This window comes from Mesorhizobium sp. USDA 4413 (assembly GCF_056280365.1).
Window position 1 is genome coordinate 5,992,734 of the sequence record NZ_JBVPRP010000001.1, and the last position, 23,099, is coordinate 6,015,832.

The window sequence follows — 23,099 nt, forward strand, 5'->3', positions numbered from 1 at the left end:
GTCAAGAAAAGCTAAAGCGCCATCGCCAATTTCTGCATTGCCGCGCCCGCCCGGGCGTGGTTTGAGGCCATGCATTCCTCGCCTGTGGTTTGAACCATGCTGCCGCTGATTGCCCTTTTCCTTGCCGCCTTTGCCTTCGGCACCACCGAGTTCGTCATCGCCGGCGTGCTGCCGGAGGTGGCGCAGGGCCTCGGGATTTCGGTGCCGACCGCCGGCTATCTCGTCTCCGGCTATGCCTGCGGCATCGCTATCGGCGGCCCTCTGTTGGCGCTCGCGACCGGCAAAGTCTCACGCAAGACGCTGCTGATCGGACTGACGATCGCCTTCACCCTCGGCCAGGTGGCCTGCGCGTTGGCGCCTGACTTCACCTCGATGCTTTTACTGCGCGTCGCCACGGCCGTGGCGCATGGCTGCTATTTCGGCGTTGCCATGGTGGTTGCGGTGAGCCTGGTGCGCGAGGATCAGCGCGGCCGGGCGGTCGCGGTCATTCTCTCGGGATTGACGGTTTCCAACGTCATCGGCGTGCCCGCCGGTACCGCGATCGGCAGCCTTTGGGGCTGGCGCGCGACCTTCTGGGTGATGGGCGCGCTGGGCGTCATCGCGATGCTCGCCATGCTGGCGCTATTGCCGCGAACGGCGGGCGCCGCCAACCGGCCCGCCGGGCTGGCGCGCGAAGTTCGTGTGCTCGGCCGCCAACAGGTCTGGACGTCGCTGATCCTGATGCTGATGCTGATGATCGGCCAGTTTGCACTGTTCACCTACATCACGCCGATGCTGCTCGAAGTGACCGGCCTCGACGAGAGCCTGATCCCTTGGGTGCTGCTGCTCAACGGCGTCGGCGCCACGATCGGCGTTCTGGTCGGCGGCAAGCTCGCCGACTGGAAGCTGATGCCCTCCCTTATCGTCATGCTTGCCCTGCAGGCGGCGGCGCTCGGCGTCATCCATCTTGTCAGTCCCTACCCGGTGCCGATGATCGTCGCCATCGTTATCTGGGGCGGTCTCAACTTCGCCATCGGCGCGCCGATCCAGACGCGCATCCTCGCCTGGACGGCCGATGCCTCCAACCTCGCTTCCTCGCTGATCCCGTCCGGCTTCAATGTCGGCATCGCGCTCGCGGCGTCGCTTGGCGCGGCGATGCTCAATGCCGGTTACGGCTATCGCAGCCTGCCGCTCGCCGGCGCCTTGGCCATGCTGGTGGCGGTGGTGGTGGCTGTCGGCTCGCAAGCCTGGGAATGGCGCAGCCGCGCGACGCCGCCGCTGCCGGCGGCGGCGGAATAATCTAAAGGTCGATCCGGAACCTCAGGCTTTCCGCGCCTCCATAGGCGGCGACCTTGGCGAAGCGCCCGACAAGGATGCCACCGTTGGCGAGGATCACCTTCTGGGATGCCGGATTGTCGAGGTCCGTGGTGATCTCGACATGGTCCAGTCCCACTGCCCTTGCCTCGTCGAGCATCAGCCGCAGCGCTTCGGTGGCGTAACCGCGTCCCTCCTTCCACGGCACCACCGCATAGCCGATATGACCAAGCACGTGCGGCGGCAGCGCCGACGTGCCTTCTTGCCAACGCAACCCTATTGAGCCGGCAGCCTCGCCATCCCAGATCCAGCGCCGGAAGCCGGGCAGGCGCGGCACGGTTGTGCCGTCGGGCAAGGCGATGGGCGGCCCCTTGGCCTGAGGATCGTCAAGGCTGGCAAGAAAGGCCACCGGATCCCGTTCGATCGCCTCAAGCTGTTCACGCGTCGCTTCCAGCAGCCGCACATTGTCGGGCGACCACCCGCGCTCCAGCGCCGCCTTGTAGGACGGCAAATGCTCGAGCGCGGGTTTGACGATCTCGATCATAGTTCGTTCCTTGCCGAGACCGACATAGCCGCCACACGGATCGCTCTCAAGTCGCCTGGAACTGGATTTCGCCCTTGTTCAGGAAACAGGCCTTGTCGAACAGCGAAAGGTCGAGCGGGTTCGGCAGCCGGATATCTCCTGTATCCGGGAACGGCTTCCCGGCGGGATCGTAAGACCTATGGATCTGCGAGATGAAGACCAGCACCAGCCCGCGTTCCCGGGCGAACGACCTCAGCGCGCGGATCTGGACCATGAGCTCGGGATTCTCGCGCTTCTGGTCGAGCAATTGCAGATAATCGATCACCGCCAGCGTGCCACGCGGCGCCGACCGCAACGTCCGGATGATGTAGGCAGCGCTGATGGCGTCGGAATTGTCGAACTCGAACAAGTGGCCGAAATCGGCAGGGTCGACGCCGATATCCCGGAACCGATCGAGGATGTCGGCGTGCATGTATTCCAGAGTGAAGAATACGGCGCGACTGCCCTGCTTCATGGCCGCCACGGCGAGTTCGAGGCTCATCAGGGTCTTGCCCTGGCCCGGCCGCGCCGCCACGAGAACTATGTCGCCGGGCATCAGCCGGGCGAGCAGCCTGTCGCCGGGCGCAGTCTCGGCGACCTTGGCCGCAAGCAGGCTCCAGCTGGCAAAGCCTTCTTCACCTGTAACGCGGTCGAGCGCTTGATGGAGCGGAATATTTTCCCGGCGGGAAAGGAGCCTCGCCTGGCGTTTCAGATGATAGACGGGTGCGGAAAGCCGCATCGAAAAACCTCCTGCCGCGAGCAGTCTTGGCAATCCCTCCTTACGCCTTGCGCTCGAACAGTTGCTCGGGTGATGGACTGCCCTGCATGAACGATGCTTTCCCGGTGGAGGGAGGAGGCGTGGGCGCGCCGGGAATCAGATCATAGCTCAATTGAAACGGGCCGAAAATCCGACCTCCAAAAGGCGTCGCTAAACTAGAAGTGTTTCGCCGATGGATGCGAGACCTCCTATGATCGGCCCTGGTGATTCTCGAGATATTGGCCAGGAGGGGCAAAAGGGTGCGGTTGAGATCTGTTCCGCTGGGTGCGGCCATCTTCTGCCTTGTCGCGATTCTGGCCGCCCTGACGGCATCGGTCAGCTCGTTCGCGGCGTTGCGGCCGTCGACCATTCCCGACTGGCTGCAGCGTCATGTCGGCGACGGCGAGGGTCAGATCTCTCAGGTCGTGCTGGAGCGGGCGCGCGCGCTCTACCAGAAGAAGGTCAGTGAAGGCTCGGTCAGCAACCCCTGCTATTTCGCCATGGATGCCACGCGTCCGGGCGACCTCGGCAACGGCGTGCTCGGTCAGCGTTATTACATCATCTGCGAAGCCAAGCAGCTCTTTCGCGCGGTTTCCTCGGGCCATGGCGGCGGCCGCAACCTGAGAGGCGTTGCGGATTTCTCCAACGGCAGGCGCTGCGCGAAGAATTTCGGCAATGCGATGGATTCCGAGCTCACCGCCGGCGGCGCCTACATGACCGCCGAGACCAAGACCTCCTTCAAGGGCTACTACCGTGTCGGCGCTCAGAACGCTGCGTTCATGCGCACCTTCATCCAATTCGATGGCGAAGGCGAAGCGGCGAACGCCAGGCAGCGCGTGATCGGCGGCCATCCGGCTGCTTTGCTGAGGGGCATGTGCCTGCGCAAGGACCCGAAAAGTTCCTATGCCGACCATGACGGTTTCGTGCCGTTCGGCAAGCTGGTGAATTATGCCGGCGGCCGCAGCAATGGCTGCACCAGCTGGTCGCCCGCCGATGCCGAGCAGATCATCCCTCTGGTGAAGAACAACCCGACAACGCTCTACATCTATCCGGAATCGCGCGATATCGCCGCTGTCGCGCGGGCCAAGGCCGCCGGCCAGGCGCTCTCAAGCGCGGGCACCTATTGGAACGCCTCCTGCCTGAAGGAGATCGGCACGCCTAAATTCTGGCCGAAGAAGGTGCTGGAGCCGATCATCGCTCAGTACAAGAAGGACCATCCGGCGCCGCCGCCGCAACCGGTGCCGATCTGCAAGGATTAGAGCAATTCCAGGAAAGGTGTGAGCGCTTTTCCCGCCCGGAATTGCGTAAAAACAAGGAGATAGAGCGGTTCGCCGTTTCCGTGAAACGGCGAACCGCTCTAGCGAAGCCACACCTACTGCAGCAGCCCCTTGACGATGGCGCTCGCCTTGGCGAAGTCCATCTGGCCGGCATATTTCTGCTTCAGCGCGCCGATCACCTTGCCCATATCCTTCTGGCTGGCGGCGCCCGTCGCCGCGATCGCCTCGCGCGCCGCGGCCTGGATCGCCGCCTCGTCGAGCTGCGTCGGGAGGAATTCGCGGATGATCTCCATCTCGCCACGTTCCTGCGCCGCCAGTTCCAGCCGCTTGCCGTCTTCGAAGGCCTTGGCCGATTCCTCGCGCTGCTTCACCATCTTGGCGAGGATCTGCAGGATCTCCTCCTCGCTCGCCGGCGGCTTGCCGGCGCCGCGATTGGCGATGTCGCGGTCGTGGATGGCGGCCTGGATCAGCCGCAGCGTCGGCAGGCGGTGCTTGTCCTGCGCCTTCATCGCGCTCTTCATGGATTCGGCGATTTTCTCGCGCATCGTGCTTTCTCCTTCGAATGCGGCGGACAATAGCTTTGCCGAACGGGTAAGGCAAATTCCGCCAAACCGCTGATATTGCTGAACGAAAGCACATCGGCCTTGGTTTGGGGGCGGCGCATTGACCACTCCCGCCGCTTCCCCTATGTACTCGGTCCTGCATGAGACAATGAGTTGACGCTAGGGAGCTGAAATATCCAGCCCGCGCGTCTTGCCGCGCCAACGGTCTTGCCGACCGTCTTGAAGCGCCCCACAGGAGTGCCGCCATGGCCATGACCACCGCCCCCTGGACCACCGAAAAGCCGACCGCCCTTCTGGTGCTTGCCGACGGCACGGTGATCGAGGGCCGCGGTCTCGGCGCGACCGGGTCGGCCGTTGCGGAAGTGTGCTTCAACACTGCGCTGACCGGTTACGAGGAAATCCTCACCGATCCGTCCTATGCCGGCCAGATCGTCACCTTCACCTTCCCGCATATCGGCAATGTCGGCACCAATGACGAGGATATCGAGGACTTGAATCCCGTGGCTCGCGCCGGCGCGGTCGGCGCGATCTTCAAGGCCAATGTCACCGACCCGTCCAACTATCGCGCCTCCGGCCATCTCGACCAGTGGCTGAAGCGGCGCGGCATCGTCGCGCTGTCCGGCATCGACACCCGCGCGCTGACCGTGCTGATCCGCGAAAAGGGGATGCCCAATGCCGTCATCGCGCACGCGCCGGACGGCGTCTTCGATGTCGAGGATTTGAAGCGGCAGGCCGCGGCCTGGTCGGGCTTGATCGGCCTCGATCTCGCCAAGGAGGTCACGTCGGGCCAGTCCTCGGTCTGGCGCGAGACGCCCTGGGTCTGGAACGAGGGCTATGGCGAGCAGGACGCGCCGTCGATGCATGTCGTGGCCATCGACTATGGGGTGAAGCGCAACATCCTGCGCCTGCTGGCGGGACTCGGCGCCAAGGTCACCGTGGTGCCGGCCAAGACGGGCGCGGAGGAAATCCTGGCCATGCAGCCGGACGGCATTTTCCTCTCGAACGGCCCCGGTGATCCGGAAGCGACCGGCGAATATGCCGTGCCGGTGATCCAGAACCTCCTGAAGACCGACATCCCGGTGTTCGGCATATGCCTCGGCCATCAGATGCTGGCGCTGGCGCTCGGCGGCAGGACCGAGAAGATGCACCAGGGCCACCACGGCGCCAACCATCCGGTCAAGGACCACACCACCGGCAAGGTCGAGATCGTGTCGATGAATCACGGTTTCGCCGTCGATGCCGACTCGCTGCCCGAAGGCGTCGAGGAAACCCATGTCTCGCTCTTCGACGGTTCGAATTGCGGCATCGCGCTGACCGGCCGGCCGGTCTTCTCGGTGCAGCACCATCCCGAAGCCTCGCCCGGCCCGCAGGATTCGCATTACCTCTTCCGCCGCTTCGTCAACCTGATCCGCGAGCGGCGCGGCGAAGAGGCGCTGGCGGAACGCGCCTAGCTCAAACCACCAGCCTAAGCAGCGTCGGTCACCGCTTCCTGCGAGTGCATGCGCTCGACTTCCTTCGCCGTCGGCTTGGCCACTTTCGTCACGAAGACGATCACCGCCAGCGTCAGGAAGATCGCGCCGAGCACATAGGGCGCGCCGCCAAACACGACCGGCGCGGTCGGGCTCGTGAACCAGGAGAAGATCGCCGTATAAAGCAGCGGCGTGACGATCGAAGTGATCGAGAAGATCGAGGTCATTGCGCCCTGCAATTCGCCCTGCGCCGAAGGCGGCACCTTCGCGGCTGCGAGGCTCCTCAAGGGTGGGTCTGCCAGCGCCTCGAGGCAGCCGGCCACGATCACCGCATAGATCATCCAGCCTTGCGTCGAAAACGCATAACCGAAAGCGCTGAGCGCGGTGAAGGTCAGGCCGATCGCCGCCGTCCTCCACTCGCCAAGCCTGGGAATGACCCGCGGCAGCACGGTCGCCATGATGATCGCGCCGCACAGGCCGAAGGCGCCGAGCGAGAAGCCGATCTGCTGCTGGTTCCAGCCATAGCGGTAATTGGAGACGAACGCCCAGACCGCCGGGTACACCATATGGCCGAGCGTCATCAGGAAGAACACAAGCCCGATCCAGCCGATGCCCGGATAATTGCGCATCTGGATCAGCGTGCCGACCGGATTGGCGCGCTTCCACTCGAAGGGCCGGCGGTGCTTTTCGTCCAGCGTTTCCGGCAGGAACAGCATCGCGATCAGGAAATTCACGAAGGCAAGCGCGGCGGCGAAATAGAACGGCACGCGCGGCCCGAACGTGCCGAGCAGCCCGCCCAGCACCGGGCCGATGACGAAGCCGACGCCGAAGGCGATGCCGAGCAGGCCGAAATTCTTCGCCCGGTTCTCGTCGTTCGAGATGTCGGCGATGAAGGCCGATGTCGTCGAGTAACTCGCGCCGGAAATGCCGGCGAGCACGCGGCCGATGAACAGCATCGGATAGGACCAGGCGACGGCGCAGATCAGGTTGTCGATCGAGAAGGTCAGCACCGAGGCAAGCAGGACCGGGCGGCGCCCGAAGCGGTCGCTCAAGCCGCCGATGATCGGCGCGAAGAAGAATTGCATCGCAGCATAGACGAAGAACAGCCAGCCGCCCTCGATCGCGGCCTCGCTGACGCTGACGCCGCTCAGTTCCTCAAGGTAGGCCGGCAGCACCGGCATGATGATGCCGAAGCCGATGATGTCGAGCAGCAGCGTCGTGAAAACGAGCGCAAGCCCCCGCTTGGCGGTTTTCGGGTCTATCATGGCGATAAGCTCCTCAGGCCGCCCGAGGCGGGAGGGCACTTATAAGCGACGTTGCCGGCGGGAACAATGCGCGAACGAAGGCAAACGCCTAATCCTGACACTCCTTGCCAGCGTCTTTGATCGCCGATCTCAGCGGAAAAGAAGCGGCCTGGCGCCGCCTCAGATAGGACCGTTCATGGTGTTGCAGTCGGACAGCTTGCCGCTCTTGTAGCCGCGCGCCAGCCATGTCTGCCGCTGCTGCGAGGTGCCATGGTTGAAGCTTTCCGGCACGACATAGCCCTGCATCCTCTTCTGCAGCGTGTCGTCGCCGATCTGCTTGGCGGCGTTCAGCGCGCTTTCGATGTCGCCCTGCTCCAATATGCCTTTTTGCGCGGTGTAATGTGCCCACACGCCGGCGAAGCAATCGGCCTGAAGCTCGATGCGCACCGAAAGCTGGTTGGCGTCGGCCTCGCTCATGCCTTGCCGCATCTGGTTGAACTTGCCCATGATGCCGGTGAGGTTCTGCACATGGTGACCGACCTCATGCGCCACCACATAGGCGCGCGCGAACTCGCCGGAAGCGCCGAACTGCTGGTCGAGCTGCTGGAAGAAGGTCATGTCGAGATACACCTTATGGTCGCCCGGGCAGTAGAACGGCCCGGCAGCCGCCGAGGCGAAACCGCAGGCCGAGCGGACCTGGCCGCTGAACAGCACCAGCTTGGGATCCTCGTAAGTCAACCCTTGAGATTTGAAAATGCCGGTCCAGGTGTCCTCGGTTTCCGCCAGCACGGTCGCAACGAACTGCTTCATCTCGTCATTGGCAGGCGGGCCGCCATTTTGCGAGCTGGTGTCTTCCGTGATCTGGCCGCCGCCGTCGCCGAGGATCTGCGACGGGTCGAAGCCGAAATACCATCCGGCGAGCACAACCAGGATGACCAGGAGGATGCTGCCGCCGCCACCGGTGCGGCCGCCGATCGGGATGCGGAACTGGCCGTCGCCGCCCAGTCCGCCGCCGAGCCCGCCGCCATCGCTGCGCTGGTCCTCGATATTGTCGCTCTGACGACGGCCTCTCCAAAGCATGGCAACTCCTCGCAATGCGAATGTCCTGGAAGACGGCCCGCAACCACCCCCTGCAGACAATTATCGCAACGGCTGGCCTAAGTCACAGAATTTTTCGCTCGAAAAATGTGCGGGCCGAAGGAACTCCGATCGGCTGATCAATTTCCACTCCCGATAACCCGGCTAAAAACCTCAGCTTTTCTGCTTGGCGCCGGCGCTCTTCCCGTCCGAACTCTGCGAACGTTCCTCGAAACGCGCCGCGCCCTTCTTCATCGGACGGCCGGTCTCTGTCTCGGTCTTGCGCTCGTCCCTGGCGGTCGCCTGTCCCAATCCCCTGGCCGCCTGCTTTCCCTTGGCCGTTGGTGCCTGCTCGACGCCCATTGCTTCCTCCCTAAGCGATAGCCGCATGATGTGGGAAATAATGCAGCGGACATGCGTCGGTTCCGCTTCAACGCGCTCGGATGGATCGAACTCCTACACCTGGCGATGCGTCATCGCGCGGCGGAAAGCCTCCAGCGTTTCGGCGCTGACATGGTGCTCGATGCCCTCGGCGTCGATGCGCGCCGTCTCGGCGCTGACGCCCAGCGAGCGCAGGAAGGCCTCCACCGTCTGGTGGCGGATGCGGCTCTCCTCGGCGACCTTGCGGCCGGCCTCGGTCAGGAACACGCCGCGATAGGGTTTTCGCGAGACCAGCCCGTCGGCGCACAGCCTGGTCAGCATCTTGGCCACCGTCGGTTGCGCGACCCCGAGCCTTGCGGCGATATCCACCTGCCGCGCCTCATTGCCGTCCTCGATCAGATCGGCGATCAGCTCGACATAATCCTCGACCAGCGCGCTGCGGCGCGCCTGGCGCTGCTGCCGGAATCCTTCCGAATGGATTTCAGCATCGGGAAGCGGCTCTTCGCGTCGAACCGGTTTGTTCCTAAGCGCCAATATGCGCTCCTCCTGGCCTGTCCTGGAGCATGATGCCGAAAAGTGTGAAGCGGTTTTCGGTCGACATCGTGCTCTATCCCGTTCGCTGAATCGGGACCCGCATCCATAACACGAACCCCCGATGGTCCGGCCGTTTATTTGCATTCCCGCCCGGGCGCAACCGGGGTTGCGGTCGCTCGTGTCCAGGCTTGCTCCGACGTATCACGAAAGCATGATCAATGAAATATAGCCCATTGCATAATGTTGAGCCCTGGCATAGATAAACGGTACGTTCGATAATTCCAGCGGTAAGTCCCATGTCCGATGCCGATGCAGCAACCGTAGCCCGACCCGCATGGCGATTCGACAGGCCCGATGACGAGCAGCTTAGCCTGCGCGAGGTGAATGCCTCGATCGCGGTGCCAAAGACCGGCGTCTGGTTCCGCCGCCTGTTCGCCTTCATGGGACCTGGCTATATGGTGTCGGTCGGCTATATGGACCCGGGCAACTGGGCGACCGATCTCGCCGGCGGCGCCCAATTCGGCTACACGCTGCTTTTCATCATTATGCTGTCGAACCTGATGGCGATCCTGCTGCAGGCGCTGGCGGCGCGGCTCGGCATCGCCACCGGCCGCGACCTCGCCCAGGCCTGCCGCGCCTACTATCCGCGTCCCGTCAATTTCGTGCTCTGGATCGCCTGCGAACTGGCGATCATCGCCTGCGATCTTGCCGAGGTGATCGGCACGGCGATCGCGCTGCAGCTTCTGTTCGGCATTCCGCTGATCGGCGGCGCCATGCTGACCGCGCTCGACGCCTTCCTGGTGCTTCTCTTGATGAACAAGGGCTTCCGCTACCTCGAAGCCTTCGTCATCGCGCTTCTGATCATCATCTTCGGCTGCTTCGCCATCCAGATTTTCGTCGCCGCGCCGCCGGCGGGCACCATCCTCCATTCGATGTTCGTGCCGTCGTCGCAGATCGTCACCAATCCGGCGATGCTCTACATCGCCATCGGCATCATCGGCGCCACCGTGATGCCGCATAATCTCTATCTGCATTCCTCGATCGTGCAGACCCGCGCCTATGAGCGCACCGACATCGGCAAGCGCGACGCGATCAAATGGGCGACGACGGATTCGACCATCGCGCTGATCCTCGCACTCTTCGTCAACGCTTCGATCCTGATCGTCGCGGCGGTCGCCTTTCACGATACCGGCCATCACGACGTGGCCGAGATCGGTCAGGCCTTCGAGCTGCTGTCGCCGTTGCTCGGCCTGAGCATCGCCTCGATCCTGTTCGCGGTCGCGCTGCTCGCTTCCGGCCTCAACTCGACCGTCACCGCAACGCTTGCCGGCCAGATCGTGATGGAAGGCTTTTTGCGGCTGCGCATCCCGCAATGGGCGCGCCGCCTCCTGACGCGCGGCATCGCCATCGTCCCGGTGGTGGTCGTCACCGCGCTCTACGGCGAGAAGGGCACGGCCGAGCTGCTTGTATTCAGCCAGGTGGTGCTGTCGATGCAGCTGCCCTTCGCCGTCATCCCGCTGGTGCAGTTTGTGTCGGACAGGAAGAAGATGGGCAGCTTCGCCATACCGCGTGCCGTCGCGGTCCTGGCCTGGGTGGTGGCGGCCGTCATCCTCGTTCTCAACTTCAAGCTGCTCTACGACACCTTCGCCGGCTGATCGCGACATTCGCGCCGGACGCGCTATCTTCGCGCCATGGCCGAACCGGACGAAGCCCGCAGATTTTACGCCAGGCTGATGGCCGCGCAGGCGCGGTCGGCCGACCCGCGCATCGAGGAGGTGTTCGCCTCGGTGCCGCGCGAGGCTTTCCTGGGTCCGGGACCATGGACGGTGTTTGCCGGCGAAGGCCGGTTCGAGACGCCGAGCGCCGATCCGACCTACATCTACCAGAACGTGCTCGTCGTGCTCGATGCCGACAAGGGCATCAACAATGGCGAGCCGATGCTGCACGCGATGTGGATCGGCAAGGTTGAGCCGAAACCGGGCGAAGCCGTCACCCATATCGGCGCCGGCACCGGCTACTACACGGCGCTGCTGGCGAGACTGGTCGAGCCGGGCGGCAGCGTCACCGCCTTCGAGATCGAGGCCGACCTTGCCGCGCGCGCCAAGGCAAACCTCGCCCGATACGCCAACGTCGAAATCATCCAGGGCGACGCCGTAGCCAATCCGTTGCCGCCCTCCGATATCATCTATGTCAATGCCGGCGTCGTCGCCCCGCCCGCCGCATGGCTGAAAGCGCTGAAACCCCACGGCCGTATGGTCTTTCCGTGGCGTCCCTCTGAAACGGTCGGCCTCGCGGTCCTCATAACCCGCCTGGAAAACGGCTTTGCCTGCCGGCCTTTCATGGGCTCCTGGTTCATCCCTTGCGTCGGCGCTTCCATTGCCGGGCCGGGCGCGAAAATACCGACGCGCGAGCGCGCCGCGCGCACCCGCTCGATCTGGCTGAGAAAAGACAAGGCGCCCGACCGCACCGCGACCGCCGTGTTCGGCGACGTCTGGTTCTCGTCACGCACCATTCGCGCCGACAGCGCCCGATAAATTCGCGGAGCCGTGTCGGAAAGCGGCCTTGCCGTTCGTCCTTGGAGCAATTCCAGGAAAAGTGCGAAGCGGCTTTTCGCCAGGAATTGCGCTTTGGACAGAAAATCCGGCCGTGACGGCGCGGACCAGCCAAAAGGAGAAGACTATGCGCAAGATCATCGCCGCCACATTTGTCAGCCTCGACGGCGTCATGCAGGCGCCCGGCGGGCCGGAAGAAGATCCGGTCGGCGGTTTCAAATTCGGCGGCTGGACCTTCCATTATTTCGACGAGGTGGCAGGGGCGGCCATGGAGGAACTGTTCTCCAGACCGTTCGACCTGCTGCTCGGCCGCAGAACCTACGATATCTTCGCCGCGCATTGGCCGTATCAGAACGATCCGATCGCGGATGTCTTCAACCCTGCGGTCAAATATGTGGCGACTCATCGGCCGGATTCGCTGACCTGGCAGAACACCCAGTCGCTCGGATCCGATATCATTGCCAGGCTTAAGGAACTCAAGCAGGAAGACGGGCCGGACCTGCTCATCCAGGGCTCGGCCAATCTGATCCAGATCCTGCTCGCCAATGGCCTCATCGACGAGATGCGGCTGATGATCTTCCCGCTGGTGCTCGGCAAGGGCAAGCGGCTGTTCGGCGACAACGCCAAGCCGGCGGCCTTCAAGCTCGTCAAATCGCAGGCTTCCACCACCGGCGTCATCATAGCGACCTATGAGCGCGGAGGCGAAATCCGCACGGGTTCTTTTGCCCAGCGGGAGCCTTCGGAAGCCGAGCTCGAGCGGCGCAGGAACTGGAAGTAGCACAAGGCTGTCGCGCGGCGGGCCGAGCCCGCCGCGCATCCGATTTGAAGCCTCTCTTCCGCAACGAAGACCAAATGGTCAGGAGCAGCCGATGATACCCACCATCACCGCCTTCGAACGATCGCCCGACGGCGGCAGAGGGCTGGCGCGCGACATGCAAGTGCGCTGGGCGCTCGAGGAAGTCGGCCAGCCCTACGACGTTCGTCTCGTCTCGTTCATTGCGATGAAGCAGCCCGAGCATCTCGCGCTCAATCCTTTCGGCAGTATCCCGACCTACGAGGAAGGCGATCTCGCCCTGTTCGAGTCAGGCGCGATCGTCCTTCACATCGCGGTTCGTCACGCGGGTCTGTTGCCCGACGATGCGAACGCCCGGGCGCGCGCGGTCGCCTGGATGTTTGCCGCGTACAGCACGGTGGAGCCGCCGATCCTCGAGCGCGCAACCGCCGTGATCCTGGAGCACGATGCGCCGTGGCGCGATGAGCGCCTGCCCCTCGTCGACGATCGAATCCGCAAGCGGTTGGCCGAACTCTCCCGCCATCTCGGCGGCGATTGCGACTGGCTCGATGGCGCTTTCAGCGCCGGCGACCTTGTCATGGTGGGCGTGCTGCGCCGGCTGCAAAGATCGGGACTGCTGAACGAATTCCCAAACGTTGCTGCCTATGTCGCCCGCGGCGAGGCTCGGCCGGCCTTCAAGCGCGCTTTCGAAGCGCAATTGGCGGTTGCGATTGCGGCGAATGGCTGACCGGCGACCGCGTCACGCCGCCTGGCGATAGCGGGAAAGTCCCTCGCGGATATGGCTGGCGAAAGCCTGCGCGGCCGGCTGGGTGGCATGTTTGGGCAGATGCAGGTTGACGGAGAAATTCGGCAGCGGCGGAAGGCCGGCATCGGACAGGATGTCGAGATCGGCCGGAACCGTCGAGGCAAGCCAGGTGGTCACGGCGAGGTCAGAGCGCACCGTCGCGGTCGTGGCATCGATGTTGCCGTTCTCGAACACGGTGCGCCAGTCGAGCCCGTGCTCGGCGAGTGCGGCGAGCACCGCCGGCCGGAAGGCGCAGGTGTCGGCGACGATCGAAACCGGCAGCGGCCGCTTCAGGCGCGCCGCCCCGCCTCTGGCGCCGACCCAGACCAGCCGGTCGACGAGCAGGCATTCGCCGGCGCTGGGACCGGCGCGCTCCTCGATGACGGCAAGATCGATGGTGCCGGCCGCCAAGGCCGACGCGAGTTCCGGCGAGGACGCGCAGACCAGCGAAATCTCCACCTGCGGATAGGCTTCGGCATAGGTCTTCAGCACCGGCGCGAGCAGCGTGCCGACAAGATCGTAAGGCACGCCGATCCGCACCCGCCCGGCAACCGCCCTGCCCCTGATTTCGGCAAGGATCTCGTCGTTGAGCTGCAGCAGGCGCCTGGCCTTGTCGAGCAGCCGCTCGCCAGATCGTGTCAGCTTGAGACCCCGGCGGTAGCGCTCGAACAGGCTTTGCCCCAGCACCTCTTCCAGCCGCTTGACCTGCTGGCTGACGGCGCCTTGCGTCAGGTGAAGCGCATTGGCCGCCGCCGTCATGCTTGCCTTGTCGGCGGTGGTGACGAAGGTGCGGATCAGGGTCGTGTCGAGATCGCGGATCATGGCCGGCATTATAATTGCTAATGCACATCATATCAAACATTGCATTTACTGATGGTACCGAGCGCCTAAGCATGGCGGCTTCTTCGACTGGGAAGCCCGCATGTCCGAAACCATCATCCCGCTGGTCCTGTTCGCGCTGATCTCGACCGCGACGCCCGGCATCGCCACGACATTATCGACCGCGTCCGGCGCGCAATTCGGCTTTCGCCGTTCCGTGCCGCTGATTGCCGGCAGCGCCGCCGGGCTGGCGACCGTGGCAGCCGCGGGCGCGGCCGGCCTGGCTGGCCTGCTCGCCGCCGTGCCTTCTCTGCAGCTCGCGATGAAAATTGCCGGCTCGCTCTATCTCATCTGGCTGGCGATCAAGATCGGCCGCAGCGGTCCGCCCAACCTCGACATCAGCATGGCCAAGCCGAACAGCTTTTTCGGCGGCGCCGGCATCCAGTGGATGAACCCGAAAGGTTGGGCGATGGGGCTCGGAGCCGCCGCGTCCTTCGCGGCCCTGGCGGATGGTCCGCTGCAACTGGCGCTGCTGCTGGGCGCCGTGTTCGGCCTGGCGGCTGCCTTCTCGCTGTCGCTGTGGTGCGTGGCGGGAACGCTGCTTGCCCGCCTGCTCAAGACGGAGCGCCAGTGGCGCGCGCTCAACATCGCGCTCGGCCTGCTGCTGGCCGCCTCGATCCTGCAGATGTGGCGGCCAGTGTAGCGCCGTTCCTCGCCCCATGAAGGCGATAGCGCGCAGGGCAGCTTGGCGCATGCATTGTCCAATGTAGCGCTGGTCGACCCCCACTCCGTCTCGGCTTCGCCGAGCCACCTCTCCCCCGATCGACGGGGTAGAGGAAAGGCGCCAAGCCTTTGCCGTCGATACTCGTCCAGCAACGCTCCCTTCCTTTCCCTCCGGAGGGGGGGGGGGAAAGGTGGCGCTGCGAAGCAGCGACGGATTGGGGGAACCACGTGGCAATCAGCCTCGGCTTGATCAGTCACGCCAGTCACAAAGATAGCCCTCAGACGGCGTAACGCGCGGCCGGCTTGCCGGAGAACAGGCTGCCGAAGAAATGATCCCGGGCGCCGAGATAGGTGTTCAGCTCGGAAGCGTCGGCGAGGCCGGGCGCGGTGACGGTCTCGCCCTGGGCGAAGCCGGCAAGTGCCGCGTCGACCAGATCTTCGGCACTCATGATCCAGTCCGGATTGATCCTGTCGAGGCTGATTCCGGAGACGTCCCATAACTCGGTGCGGATCGGTCCGGGCACGACGGATTGGACTTTCACATTGGTGCCGGCGACTTCCTTCTGCAGCGCTTCCGTGAAGTTGGCGACATAGGCCTTGGTGCCGCTGTAGATGCCGCCGACGGCGATGCCATAGGCAACGACCGAGGCAATGTTGATGATCGCGCCGCGATCGCGCTTGAGCAGGCCCGGCAGCACCGCGCGGGTCAGCCTGGTCAGTGCCACGACATTGACCTTGATCATGCGCTCGGCCGCGTCGGCGTCGGCGCCGGCGATCGTCTCCAGGCCACCCACGCCGGCATTGTTGATCAGCAGCGTCACATTGTCGTCCGTCGACACCGCCTGTTCGACCCGGCGCAGATCGGCATCGGCCGCAAGATCGGCGACGATCGTCTTGACCTTGCGGCCATAGGCGTAGGCGAGCCTGTCCGCCACCTCCTGCAGCCGGTCGGCGCGGCGCGCCACCAGCACCAGATCGTAGCCCTGCCCTGCCAGCCGGTCCGCATAGACCGCGCCGATGCCTGATGAAGCGCCGGTGATGACGGCCGTGCCCTTATTGTCCTTCGTGCTCATAATCCTGTTCCTTGTAGCTTAGCTTGGTCCGGCGCCGATGGTCAGTTCATCCGCCCAGCCTCTGATTTCAATTAGTGGCATATGCCACCTTACCCGAAGTAGGCATATGCCACTATCTTGTCAACGGCGGCGACGAAAACTATTTCTGCGGCAGGCCGGCGCGCCTTTGTGCCGGCGAGGAGTGATCATGACCGTAGCTCGGAAGCCGGGTTTCAGCGACTGCAACAACGCCACGCTGCGGCGCGCCGCGCGCAGCCTGGGCCGATTCTACGACGACGCGCTGGCGCCTTCGGGCCTGAAGAGCACGCAGTTCGGCCTGCTCTTTCAGATCCACATCGGCGATGAGCCGGCGATGGGCGCCATCGCCGAAGCGCTGATCATGGATCTCTCGGCGCTCGGCCATACGCTGAAGCCGCTGATCCGCGACGGTTACGTCGAGACCTTTCCCGACAAGGACGACCGCCGCGTCAAGCGCGTGCGGCTGACGGCCCAAGGCCAGGCCAAGCTCGACGAGGCGCTCAAGCTCTGGAGCGTCGCGCAGCGGCAGTTCGAGGACAAGGTCGGCGCGGAACAGGCGGCGAAGCTGCGCGCGGCGCTGGACGCCGTGGCCGATCTCGACCTGGAACTGCCGGCGGCCGCCTCTTCGAACCGAGAAAGCGGCCGCCGCTTAATTCTGTAGTCGTGAAGACATGCTGAGATTCAGGTCAGGCCGAGCCGAAAGTGGCGGGTTCCGAGAACCGGAGCGGAGCGTACTGAAGTACGTGAGCACCGGAAGCGCAGGAACTCGGCACTTGCAGGCCGGGCTCACCTGAATATCGGCACGTCTTACTCGGCGGGCATCGCCACCGGCCGGGCCAGCACCCTTCCCGCCAACACGATACCGAGCCCGATGATCGGGAACACCGCGGCGATCAGGCCGAGATCGGCCGGCGCGCCGAAGCGCAGCACCGCGGCGCCGACAACGGCACCCAGCGCAACTCCGAAATAGAGCGCCGAAGCATTGAGCGACAGCACGATCGGGGCGGCGTCGGGTGCGATCTTGAGGATGCGGCTCGCCTGTGCCGGCGGAAAGGCCCAGCCGACGATGCCCCACGGGACCATCATGCCCATCAGCGCCGGTCCGGCCAGATGATGCGGCAGGAAGGTCGGGATCAGCGAGAAGGTGACGAGCATCGCGGCCGACAGCGTCAGCGACCAGGCGACGGTGCGTGTCGCGCCGAAGCGGTCGGCGGCCTGCCCGCCGGCAATGTTGCCGATGACGGCGCCGACGCCGAAGGCGAGCAGCATGCCTGGCAGCGCCAGCGGGCTCAGGCCACCGCCCTGGATGGCCAGGGGCGCGATGAAGCTGAACACCGTGAAGGCGCCGACCAGCGCTAGCGCCGTCGTCAGAAGGATCGGCATCACGCCGGGGCGCACCGCCGCCGCCAGCCGGCGCTTCAGCGGCAGCCTGGTGCCGACGATGCCGCGCGGCAGGCGCCACCAGAGGATCGCGCCGGCCAGCGCGCCGAGCGCGGCGATGGCGAAGAAAGTGCCGCGCCAGCCGGCGATCGCCGCGACCAGCGCGCCGAGCGGCGCGCCGACCGCAACAGCCACCGTGGTGCCGCCGACGACGACGGCAATGGCGCGCGCCCGATGATGGTCATCCACCAGCGCCACGGCCGTGCCCTGCGCGGTCGCCGCGAACAGGCCGGACGAAAGCGCCATGACGATGCGGGCAATCAGCAACAATTCGAAGGACGAGCTTACCGCCGCCACCAGATTGCCGATCACGAAGAACACCAGCGTCCACAGGATCACGCGCCGCCGGTCCCATTCGCCCGTCAGCGTCGCCAGCACCGGCGCGCCGATCGCATAGGCGAGCGCGAAGGCGGTGATCAGCGAGCCGGCGAGCGGCACGGAGATGCCGGCATCGGTCGCGATATCGGGAAGAAGGCTGGAAATGACGAAGCCTTCGGTCGAGATCGCAAACGATCCGAGCGCCAGCCAGAAGATCCGCTTGTCCATGGGGTCGTCCTTAGTTCAAAAGTTATTGAACAATTGGACATAACAGGGCATGATGTCAACCGCGCCGGGAGAAAATAGCTGAACCCTGCTGACAGCCCTGTGTCAGGACCGGGCCGAAGGGAAGAGACTATTGCTCTCGGCAGAAAGGGGAAGCCGCGTTGAAGTTCGTGCCGTTTGTGCTTAATTCTGGGTCATGAGCCTGCCCCATCCAACCGCCGACCAGATCAGCCTGCCGATCGTGCTCGCCGTGCTCGGCGACCCGACCCGGCTTGCCATCGTGCGCTATCTGGCTCGCAAGGAAGGCGTACCGCTGAACTGCAGCAAGTTCCTCGACCTCGCCTCCAAGACCAATCTCAGCTATCACTTGGCCAAGCTGCGCGAGGCGGGCGTCACCCGAAGCGAAGCGGTCGGCACCAGCCGGCTGATCACGCTGCGCCGCGATGACCTCGACAAGCGCTTCCCCGGCCTGCTCGACAGCGTGATTGCCGCGGCCGATGGCGACTCCACTTTGCCCGCGGTCGGCACGTCCGAGGTCGAGGTTTCGGCCTGAGCGCATATGCGCGTGCTTCGGGCCTCACAATCGCCGCTAAATTCAGGATGACATCCGGCAGCCCTGCCGCCTATATCTGTCGCGCCTTGGAAATTGCAGCCAAAAGATGAAGCGCAAAGCTACGCTCCGACTGACGCTGAAGGCACTCCTGGCGGCCTCGTTGCTGCCCGCCTCCCTGCCGGCCTTGGCTCAGGAGGCACCCGGGACAATCATCTCGATCATCGGCGGCCTCGCCCCGGATGATCTCCTCAACATCCGCGCCACTGCTTCACCGGGCGGAAAGATCGAAGCGCGTCTGCCCAACGGCGCGGCGGTGAAGAATTACGGCTGCAAGACCATCAACAATTATCCATGGTGCAAGGTCGAGGACACGCAGGACGCCCACATAACCGGCTGGGCGCCGGCCCGCTATCTCAGCCCCAACAACCCGGCGTCGCCTCCTGAAGACACCGCCGCGCCGGCGGCCGCGGCTGCCACGCCTCAAGAAGCTCTCGAGGAGCCGCAACCTGACATCGCGGCGCGCCTGGGCGGCGCCGAGCCGGCCAAGCCGCCATCGGCGGCTGAAATTGGCAGGACCGCCATGCTGGATGCCTACGGCCTCGCCTTCGCGGCTGCGGCAAACGCCCAATCCGACGCGCCGGAAGCCGGCATCCCCTGCGCGCGTGATGTCGGCCAACCGATGACCCGCTGCGAAATCAGTGTCGCGCATGAGGGCGGCGACAGCGTCGTGACGGTGACCTGGCCGGACGGCGGCACGCGCGTCATCAATTTCCACGACGGCAAGCCGAGTGGCTCCGACTCCTCCGACGAATTCCGCTTCACGCGCGAAGGCACGCTCAACATGATCCGCATCGGCGTTTCCGAACGGTTTGAGATCACGGATCAGCTCGCGCTGGGGGATTGAGAAAAGGGAATAAGGCAGTAGGGCAGTAAGGCAATAGGGAAGAGCCGCCCTACTGCCTACTGCCTACTGCCTAAACCCTCATTTTCGGGGTTACATCCCGCAAAACTCTTCCCTATAAGGCCCTCCTAGCCTGATACCAGAATCGCAAGCACAACCGGCCGGGTCCTCCCCGCCCGGTTTTTTGTGCAAGCCGCTCGCCGAACGGAACCACTAGACCATGCCAAGACGCACCGACATCAAGTCGATCCTGATCATCGGGGCCGGCCCCATCGTCATCGGCCAGGCATGCGAGTTCGACTATTCCGGCACACAGGCCTGCAAGGCGCTGAAGGAAGAGGGTTTCCGCGTCATCCTGGTCAACTCCAACCCGGCCACGATCATGACCGATCCGGAGCTGGCCGATGCCACCTATGTCGAGCCGATCACGCCGGAGGTGGTGGCGAAGATCATCGCCAAGGAGCGGCCGGACGCGCTGCTGCCGACCATGGGCGGCCAGACCGCGCTCAATACCGCTTTGTCGCTGCGCCGCATGGGCGTGCTCGACCGCTATAATGTCGAGATGATCGGCGCCGACGCGGCCGCCATCGACAAGGCCGAAGACCGCGCGCTGTTCCGCCAGGCGATGAGCAAGATCGGGCTCGAGACGCCGCGCTCGATGCTGGCCAACGCCACCGAGGTCAAGGACGCCGACCGCAAGATCCACGAGGCCGAGCGCGCCGCGCTGAAGGCGGAGAACCCGGAAAATCTCGATGCCGCGCTCGATGCGCTGGAAACCCGCTGGAACCTCGGCGAAGGCGACCGCAAGCAGCGCTATATCAGCCATGCCATGGCGATCGCCGCCCAGGCGCTCGACCATGTCGGCCTGCCGGCCATCATCCGCCCGTCCTTCACCATGGGCGGCACCGGCGGCGGCATCGCTTACAACCGCGCCGAATTCTACGACATCGTCCAGTCGGGCCTCGATGCCTCGCCCACCACCGAGGTGCTGATCGAGGAAAGCGTGCTCGGCTGGAAGGAGTATGAGATGGAGGTCGTCCGCGACAAGGCGGACAACTGCATCATCGTCTGCTCGATCGAGAATCTCGATCCGATGGGCGTGCACACGGGCGACTCGATCACCGTTGCGCCGGCGCTGACCTTGACCGACAAGGAATACCAGATGATGCGCAACGCCTCGATCGCGGTGCTGCGCGAGATCGGCGTCGAGACGGGCGGCTCCAACGTGCAGTTCGCCGTCAACCCGGCCGACGGCCGCCTCGTCGTGATCGAGATGAACCCGCGCGTCTCGCGCTCCTCCGCCCTTGCCTCGAAGGCCACCGGCTTCCCGATCGCCAAGGTCGCGGCCAAGCTGGCGGTCGGCTACACGCTGGACGAGCTGGAGAACGACATCACCGGCGGCGCGACGCCGGCCTCGTTCGAGCCGACCATCGACTACGTGGTGACGAAGATCCCGCGCTTCGCCTTCGAGAAATTCCCCGGCGCCGAGCCGGTGCTGACCACCGCCATGAAGTCGGTTGGCGAAGTGATGGCCATCGGCCGCACCTTCCAGGAATCGCTGCAGAAGGCCCTGCGCGGACTGGAAACCGGCCTGACCGGCCTTGACGAGATCGAGATCCCCGGGCTTGGCCATGGCACCAACCCGGCCAGCCACGTGGACGACCGCAACGCGATCCGTGCCGCGCTCGGCACGCCGACTCCGGACCGGCTGCGCATGGTGGCGCAGGCGATCCGCATGGGGACCTCGCTGGAAGACGTGCACGCCATGTGCAAGATCGACCCGTGGTTCCTCGAGCAGATCGCCGGCATCATCGCCATGGAGGAACGCGTCCGCGAGCATGGCCTGCCGCAGGACGCCGTCAACCTGCGCATGCTGAAGGCGATGGGTTTTTCCGACGCCCGCCTCGCCTCGCTGACGAGGACGGACGCCGAAGTCGTTCAGAAGCTCCGCGAGAAGCTCGACGTTCATCCGGTCTACAAGCGCATCGACACCTGCGCCGCCGAGTTCGCCTCGCCGACCGCCTATATGTACTCGACCTATGAAGTGCCCTTCGCCGGAGCGCTCGACAACGAGGCGCGCGTTTCGTCGCGCAAGAAGGTCGTCATCCTCGGCGGCGGCCCGAACCGCATCGGCCAGGGTATCGAGTTCGACTATTGCTGCTGCCACGCTGCCTTTGCCCTGCGCGACGCCGGCTATGAAGCGATCATGGTCAACTGCAATCCGGAGACGGTCTCGACCGACTACGACACCTCCGACCGGCTCTATTTCGATCCGCTGACGGCGGAGGACGTGCTGGAGATCCTGCGCGCCGAGCAGTCGTCGGGCGAGCTCGTCGGCGTCATCGTCCAGTTCGGCGGCCAGACGCCGCTGAAGCTGGCCGACGCGCTGGAGAAGGCCGGCATTCCGATCCTCGGCACCTCGCCCGACATGATCGACCTGGCGGAGGACCGCGACCGCTTCCAGAAGCTGCTCCACAAGCTGAACCTCACCCAGCCGAAGAACGGCATCGCCTATTCGGTCGAGCAGGCGCGCCTCGTCGCCGGCGAGCTTGGCTTCCCGCTGGTCGTGCGCCCCTCCTATGTGCTCGGCGGCCGCGCCATGCAGATCATCCATGACGAAAGCATGCTGCAGACCTACCTGCTCGACACCGTGCCGGGCCTGGTGCCGGAGGACATCAAGCAGAAATACCCCAACGACAAGACCGGTCAGATCAACACGCTGCTGGGCAAGAACCCGCTTCTGTTCGATACCTATCTCACCGGCGCCATCGAGGTCGATGTCGACTGCCTCTGCGACGGCAAGGAGACCTTCGTCTCCGGGATTCTCGAGCATATCGAGGAGGCGGGCATCCATTCGGGCGACTCGGCCTGCTCGCTGCCGACGCATTCGCTGCAGCCCGACCTCGTCGACGAGCTGGAGCGGCAGACCGCGGCGCTCGCCCGCGCGCTCAATGTCGGCGGCCTGATGAATGTGCAATATGCTATTCAAGACGGCACGGTCTATGTCCTGGAGGTGAACCCGCGCGCCTCGCGCACCGTGCCTTTCGTCGCCAAGACCATCGGCCGTCCGATCGCCAAGATCGCGGCCCGCATCATGGCCGGCGAAACGCTGGAAAATGCCTTCGCCCATTACGGCGCCATGCCCGACGCGCGCAACCCCGGCCACATCGCGGTCAAGGAAGCCGTCTTCCCCTTCGCCCGCTTCCCCGGCGTCGACATCCTGCTCGGACCGGAAATGCGCTCGACCGGCGAGGTCATGGGCCTCGACCGCGATTTTGCGCTGGCCTTTGCCAAAAGCCAGCTCGGCGCCAACGTCGATCTGCCGCGCTCCGGCACGCTGTTCGTCTCCGTTCGCGACGAGGACAAGAAGGGCATCCTGCCGGCGGTGAAACGCCTCGCGGGCCAAGGCTTCAAGGTGCTGGCCACCTCCGGCACCGCCCGCTTCCTCGCCGAAAACGGCGTGACGGCCGAAAAGATCAACAAGGTGCTGGAAGGCCGCCCCCACATCGAGGACGCCATCCGCAACCGCCAGGTCCAGATCGTCTTCAACACCACGGATGGACAGAAGGCGGTGTCGGACTCGAAGTCGCTGCGCCGGGCAACGTTGATGCAGAAGGTGCCGTATTACACGACGTTGTCGGGGGCTGCGGCGGTGGCGGAAGCAATCGCGGCGCTCCGGGCGGGGAACCTGGAGGTTAGGCCGCTGCAGGAGTATTTTGCTTAGCCAAACCCGTGAAATCGCG

The 23,099-nt window shown here is 64.7% G+C and carries 22 protein-coding genes; 12 read left to right on the forward strand and 10 right to left on the reverse strand.

Going from position 1 to position 23,099, the window contains the following annotated elements; all coding sequences use genetic code 11:
• Window positions 1–96 precede the first annotated feature (96 nt).
• A complete protein-coding gene (locus tag ACVMIM_RS29110; RefSeq protein WP_476116145.1) occupies window positions 97–1,278 on the forward strand; it encodes an MFS transporter in 1,182 nt (393 codons plus the stop codon).
• A gap of 1 nt (window position 1,279) precedes the next feature.
• Here ACVMIM_RS29110 and ACVMIM_RS29115 read toward each other — a convergent pair whose 3' ends face one another.
• Together ACVMIM_RS29115 and ACVMIM_RS29120 are read right to left on the reverse strand one after the other, a co-directional pair.
• Window positions 1,280–1,837 (reverse strand): GNAT family N-acetyltransferase, encoded by a 558-nt coding sequence (locus tag ACVMIM_RS29115; protein WP_476116146.1) that lies wholly within the window; start codon window positions 1,835–1,837, stop codon window positions 1,280–1,282.
• Window positions 1,838–1,883: 46 nt separating this feature from the next.
• On the reverse strand, window positions 1,884–2,594 hold the full coding sequence (locus ACVMIM_RS29120) for a DNA helicase (protein ID WP_476116148.1): 711 nt from the start codon (window positions 2,592–2,594) through the stop codon (window positions 1,884–1,886).
• A 278-nt stretch (window positions 2,595–2,872) separates the two neighbouring features.
• On the opposite strand from ACVMIM_RS29120, the gene ACVMIM_RS29125 reads away from it, so the two are divergent.
• The gene (locus ACVMIM_RS29125; protein ID WP_476116150.1) at window positions 2,873–3,871 is read left to right on the forward strand and encodes a hypothetical protein; all 999 of its coding nucleotides are present in this window, start codon (window positions 2,873–2,875) and stop codon (window positions 3,869–3,871) included.
• A gap of 113 nt (window positions 3,872–3,984) precedes the next feature.
• Here the strand turns inward: ACVMIM_RS29125 and ACVMIM_RS29130 are convergent, their stop codons facing one another.
• Complete coding sequence (locus ACVMIM_RS29130) at window positions 3,985–4,434, reverse strand: GatB/YqeY domain-containing protein (RefSeq protein WP_476116151.1); 450 nt, start codon at window positions 4,432–4,434, stop codon at window positions 3,985–3,987.
• A gap of 263 nt (window positions 4,435–4,697) precedes the next feature.
• Here ACVMIM_RS29130 and carA point away from each other — a divergent pair, with 263 nt between their 5' ends.
• On the forward strand, window positions 4,698–5,903 hold the full coding sequence (gene carA / locus ACVMIM_RS29135; RefSeq protein ID WP_476116152.1) for a glutamine-hydrolyzing carbamoyl-phosphate synthase small subunit: 1,206 nt from the start codon (window positions 4,698–4,700) through the stop codon (window positions 5,901–5,903).
• A gap of 14 nt (window positions 5,904–5,917) precedes the next feature.
• Here the strand turns inward: carA and ACVMIM_RS29140 are convergent, their stop codons facing one another.
• The 4 genes from ACVMIM_RS29140 to mntR form a co-directional block, all read right to left on the reverse strand.
• Window positions 5,918–7,186, reverse strand: coding sequence for a TCR/Tet family MFS transporter (locus ACVMIM_RS29140; RefSeq protein ID WP_476116153.1), 1,269 nt, complete (start codon window positions 7,184–7,186; stop codon window positions 5,918–5,920).
• 159 nt (window positions 7,187–7,345) lie between these two features.
• Complete coding sequence (gene ypfJ / locus ACVMIM_RS29145) at window positions 7,346–8,245, reverse strand: KPN_02809 family neutral zinc metallopeptidase (protein WP_476116154.1); 900 nt, start codon at window positions 8,243–8,245, stop codon at window positions 7,346–7,348.
• Between the two features lie 171 nt (window positions 8,246–8,416).
• Window positions 8,417–8,605, reverse strand: a complete 189-nt coding sequence (locus ACVMIM_RS29150) for a hypothetical protein (protein ID WP_476116156.1) — start codon at window positions 8,603–8,605, stop codon at window positions 8,417–8,419.
• Between the two features lie 93 nt (window positions 8,606–8,698).
• Window positions 8,699–9,157, reverse strand: coding sequence for a manganese-binding transcriptional regulator MntR (mntR, locus tag ACVMIM_RS29155; protein ID WP_476116158.1), 459 nt, complete (start codon window positions 9,155–9,157; stop codon window positions 8,699–8,701).
• Between the two features lie 296 nt (window positions 9,158–9,453).
• Between mntR and ACVMIM_RS29160 the strand changes: the two genes are divergently transcribed.
• The 4 genes from ACVMIM_RS29160 (at window position 9,454) to ACVMIM_RS29175 (ending at window position 13,229) form a co-directional block, all read left to right on the forward strand.
• The gene (locus tag ACVMIM_RS29160) at window positions 9,454–10,812 is read left to right on the forward strand and encodes an Nramp family divalent metal transporter (protein WP_476116160.1); all 1,359 of its coding nucleotides are present in this window, start codon (window positions 9,454–9,456) and stop codon (window positions 10,810–10,812) included.
• Between the two features lie 36 nt (window positions 10,813–10,848).
• Window positions 10,849–11,691 (forward strand): protein-L-isoaspartate O-methyltransferase family protein, encoded by an 843-nt coding sequence (locus ACVMIM_RS29165; RefSeq protein ID WP_476116161.1) that lies wholly within the window; start codon window positions 10,849–10,851, stop codon window positions 11,689–11,691.
• Between the two features lie 145 nt (window positions 11,692–11,836).
• Entirely contained in the window at window positions 11,837–12,487 is a 651-nt protein-coding gene (locus ACVMIM_RS29170; protein ID WP_476116163.1) for a dihydrofolate reductase family protein, read from the forward strand.
• A gap of 91 nt (window positions 12,488–12,578) precedes the next feature.
• Window positions 12,579–13,229 carry a glutathione S-transferase family protein gene (locus tag ACVMIM_RS29175; RefSeq protein ID WP_476116165.1) on the forward strand — a complete coding sequence of 217 codons (651 nt, stop codon included), beginning with the start codon at window positions 12,579–12,581 and terminating at the stop codon, window positions 13,227–13,229.
• A 12-nt stretch (window positions 13,230–13,241) separates the two neighbouring features.
• Here the strand turns inward: ACVMIM_RS29175 and ACVMIM_RS29180 are convergent, their stop codons facing one another.
• On the reverse strand, window positions 13,242–14,117 hold the full coding sequence (locus ACVMIM_RS29180) for a LysR family transcriptional regulator (RefSeq protein WP_476116167.1): 876 nt from the start codon (window positions 14,115–14,117) through the stop codon (window positions 13,242–13,244).
• 91 nt (window positions 14,118–14,208) lie between these two features.
• Between ACVMIM_RS29180 and ACVMIM_RS29185 the strand changes: the two genes are divergently transcribed.
• The gene (locus ACVMIM_RS29185; protein ID WP_476116169.1) at window positions 14,209–14,808 is read left to right on the forward strand and encodes a LysE family translocator; all 600 of its coding nucleotides are present in this window, start codon (window positions 14,209–14,211) and stop codon (window positions 14,806–14,808) included.
• Window positions 14,809–15,106: 298 nt separating this feature from the next.
• Here ACVMIM_RS29185 and ACVMIM_RS29190 read toward each other — a convergent pair whose 3' ends face one another.
• Window positions 15,107–15,901 carry an SDR family NAD(P)-dependent oxidoreductase gene (locus ACVMIM_RS29190; protein WP_476116171.1) on the reverse strand — a complete coding sequence of 265 codons (795 nt, stop codon included), beginning with the start codon at window positions 15,899–15,901 and terminating at the stop codon, window positions 15,107–15,109.
• 187 nt (window positions 15,902–16,088) lie between these two features.
• On the opposite strand from ACVMIM_RS29190, the gene ACVMIM_RS29195 reads away from it, so the two are divergent.
• Window positions 16,089–16,580: a MarR family winged helix-turn-helix transcriptional regulator gene (locus tag ACVMIM_RS29195; protein ID WP_476116173.1), complete on the forward strand. Its 492-nt coding sequence runs from the start codon at window positions 16,089–16,091 to the stop codon at window positions 16,578–16,580.
• A gap of 146 nt (window positions 16,581–16,726) precedes the next feature.
• Here ACVMIM_RS29195 and ACVMIM_RS29200 read toward each other — a convergent pair whose 3' ends face one another.
• A complete protein-coding gene (locus ACVMIM_RS29200; RefSeq protein ID WP_476116175.1) occupies window positions 16,727–17,905 on the reverse strand; it encodes an MFS transporter in 1,179 nt (392 codons plus the stop codon).
• 193 nt (window positions 17,906–18,098) lie between these two features.
• Here ACVMIM_RS29200 and ACVMIM_RS29205 point away from each other — a divergent pair, with 193 nt between their 5' ends.
• The 3 genes from ACVMIM_RS29205 to carB all read left to right on the forward strand — a co-directional run bounded on the left by ACVMIM_RS29205 (window position 18,099) and on the right by carB (window position 23,080).
• A complete protein-coding gene (locus tag ACVMIM_RS29205) occupies window positions 18,099–18,455 on the forward strand; it encodes an ArsR/SmtB family transcription factor (protein ID WP_040996723.1) in 357 nt (118 codons plus the stop codon).
• Window positions 18,456–18,561: 106 nt separating this feature from the next.
• Window positions 18,562–19,359: an SH3 domain-containing protein gene (locus ACVMIM_RS29210; RefSeq protein ID WP_476116177.1), complete on the forward strand. Its 798-nt coding sequence runs from the start codon at window positions 18,562–18,564 to the stop codon at window positions 19,357–19,359.
• A 217-nt stretch (window positions 19,360–19,576) separates the two neighbouring features.
• On the forward strand, window positions 19,577–23,080 hold the full coding sequence (gene carB, locus ACVMIM_RS29215; protein WP_476116179.1) for a carbamoyl-phosphate synthase large subunit: 3,504 nt from the start codon (window positions 19,577–19,579) through the stop codon (window positions 23,078–23,080).
• Window positions 23,081–23,099: the final 19 nt, after the last annotated feature.

What these genes read in the sequence shown, in the direction of transcription:
- ACVMIM_RS29110 (WP_476116145.1), top strand. Translation starts at nt 97, where the DNA reads ATGCTGCCGCTGATTGCCCTTTTCCTTGCCGCCTTTGCCTTCGGCACC.
- ACVMIM_RS29115 (WP_476116146.1), bottom strand. Translation starts at nt 1,837, where the DNA reads ATGATCGAGATCGTCAAACCCGCGCTCGAGCATTTGCCGTCCTACAAG.
- ACVMIM_RS29120 (WP_476116148.1), bottom strand. Translation starts at nt 2,594, where the DNA reads ATGCGGCTTTCCGCACCCGTCTATCATCTGAAACGCCAGGCGAGGCTC.
- ACVMIM_RS29130 (WP_476116151.1), bottom strand. Translation starts at nt 4,434, where the DNA reads ATGCGCGAGAAAATCGCCGAATCCATGAAGAGCGCGATGAAGGCGCAG.
- carA (WP_476116152.1), top strand. Translation starts at nt 4,698, where the DNA reads ATGGCCATGACCACCGCCCCCTGGACCACCGAAAAGCCGACCGCCCTT.
- ACVMIM_RS29140 (WP_476116153.1), bottom strand. Translation starts at nt 7,186, where the DNA reads ATGATAGACCCGAAAACCGCCAAGCGGGGGCTTGCGCTCGTTTTCACG.
- ypfJ (WP_476116154.1), bottom strand. Translation starts at nt 8,245, where the DNA reads ATGCTTTGGAGAGGCCGTCGTCAGAGCGACAATATCGAGGACCAGCGC.
- ACVMIM_RS29150 (WP_476116156.1), bottom strand. Translation starts at nt 8,605, where the DNA reads ATGGGCGTCGAGCAGGCACCAACGGCCAAGGGAAAGCAGGCGGCCAGG.
- ACVMIM_RS29160 (WP_476116160.1), top strand. Translation starts at nt 9,454, where the DNA reads ATGTCCGATGCCGATGCAGCAACCGTAGCCCGACCCGCATGGCGATTC.
- ACVMIM_RS29165 (WP_476116161.1), top strand. Translation starts at nt 10,849, where the DNA reads ATGGCCGAACCGGACGAAGCCCGCAGATTTTACGCCAGGCTGATGGCC.
- ACVMIM_RS29170 (WP_476116163.1), top strand. Translation starts at nt 11,837, where the DNA reads ATGCGCAAGATCATCGCCGCCACATTTGTCAGCCTCGACGGCGTCATG.
- ACVMIM_RS29175 (WP_476116165.1), top strand. Translation starts at nt 12,579, where the DNA reads ATGATACCCACCATCACCGCCTTCGAACGATCGCCCGACGGCGGCAGA.
- ACVMIM_RS29180 (WP_476116167.1), bottom strand. Translation starts at nt 14,117, where the DNA reads ATGCCGGCCATGATCCGCGATCTCGACACGACCCTGATCCGCACCTTC.
- ACVMIM_RS29185 (WP_476116169.1), top strand. Translation starts at nt 14,209, where the DNA reads ATGTCCGAAACCATCATCCCGCTGGTCCTGTTCGCGCTGATCTCGACC.
- ACVMIM_RS29190 (WP_476116171.1), bottom strand. Translation starts at nt 15,901, where the DNA reads ATGAGCACGAAGGACAATAAGGGCACGGCCGTCATCACCGGCGCTTCA.
- ACVMIM_RS29195 (WP_476116173.1), top strand. Translation starts at nt 16,089, where the DNA reads ATGACCGTAGCTCGGAAGCCGGGTTTCAGCGACTGCAACAACGCCACG.
- ACVMIM_RS29200 (WP_476116175.1), bottom strand. Translation starts at nt 17,905, where the DNA reads ATGGACAAGCGGATCTTCTGGCTGGCGCTCGGATCGTTTGCGATCTCG.
- ACVMIM_RS29205 (WP_040996723.1), top strand. Translation starts at nt 18,099, where the DNA reads ATGAGCCTGCCCCATCCAACCGCCGACCAGATCAGCCTGCCGATCGTG.
- ACVMIM_RS29210 (WP_476116177.1), top strand. Translation starts at nt 18,562, where the DNA reads ATGAAGCGCAAAGCTACGCTCCGACTGACGCTGAAGGCACTCCTGGCG.
- carB (WP_476116179.1), top strand. Translation starts at nt 19,577, where the DNA reads ATGCCAAGACGCACCGACATCAAGTCGATCCTGATCATCGGGGCCGGC.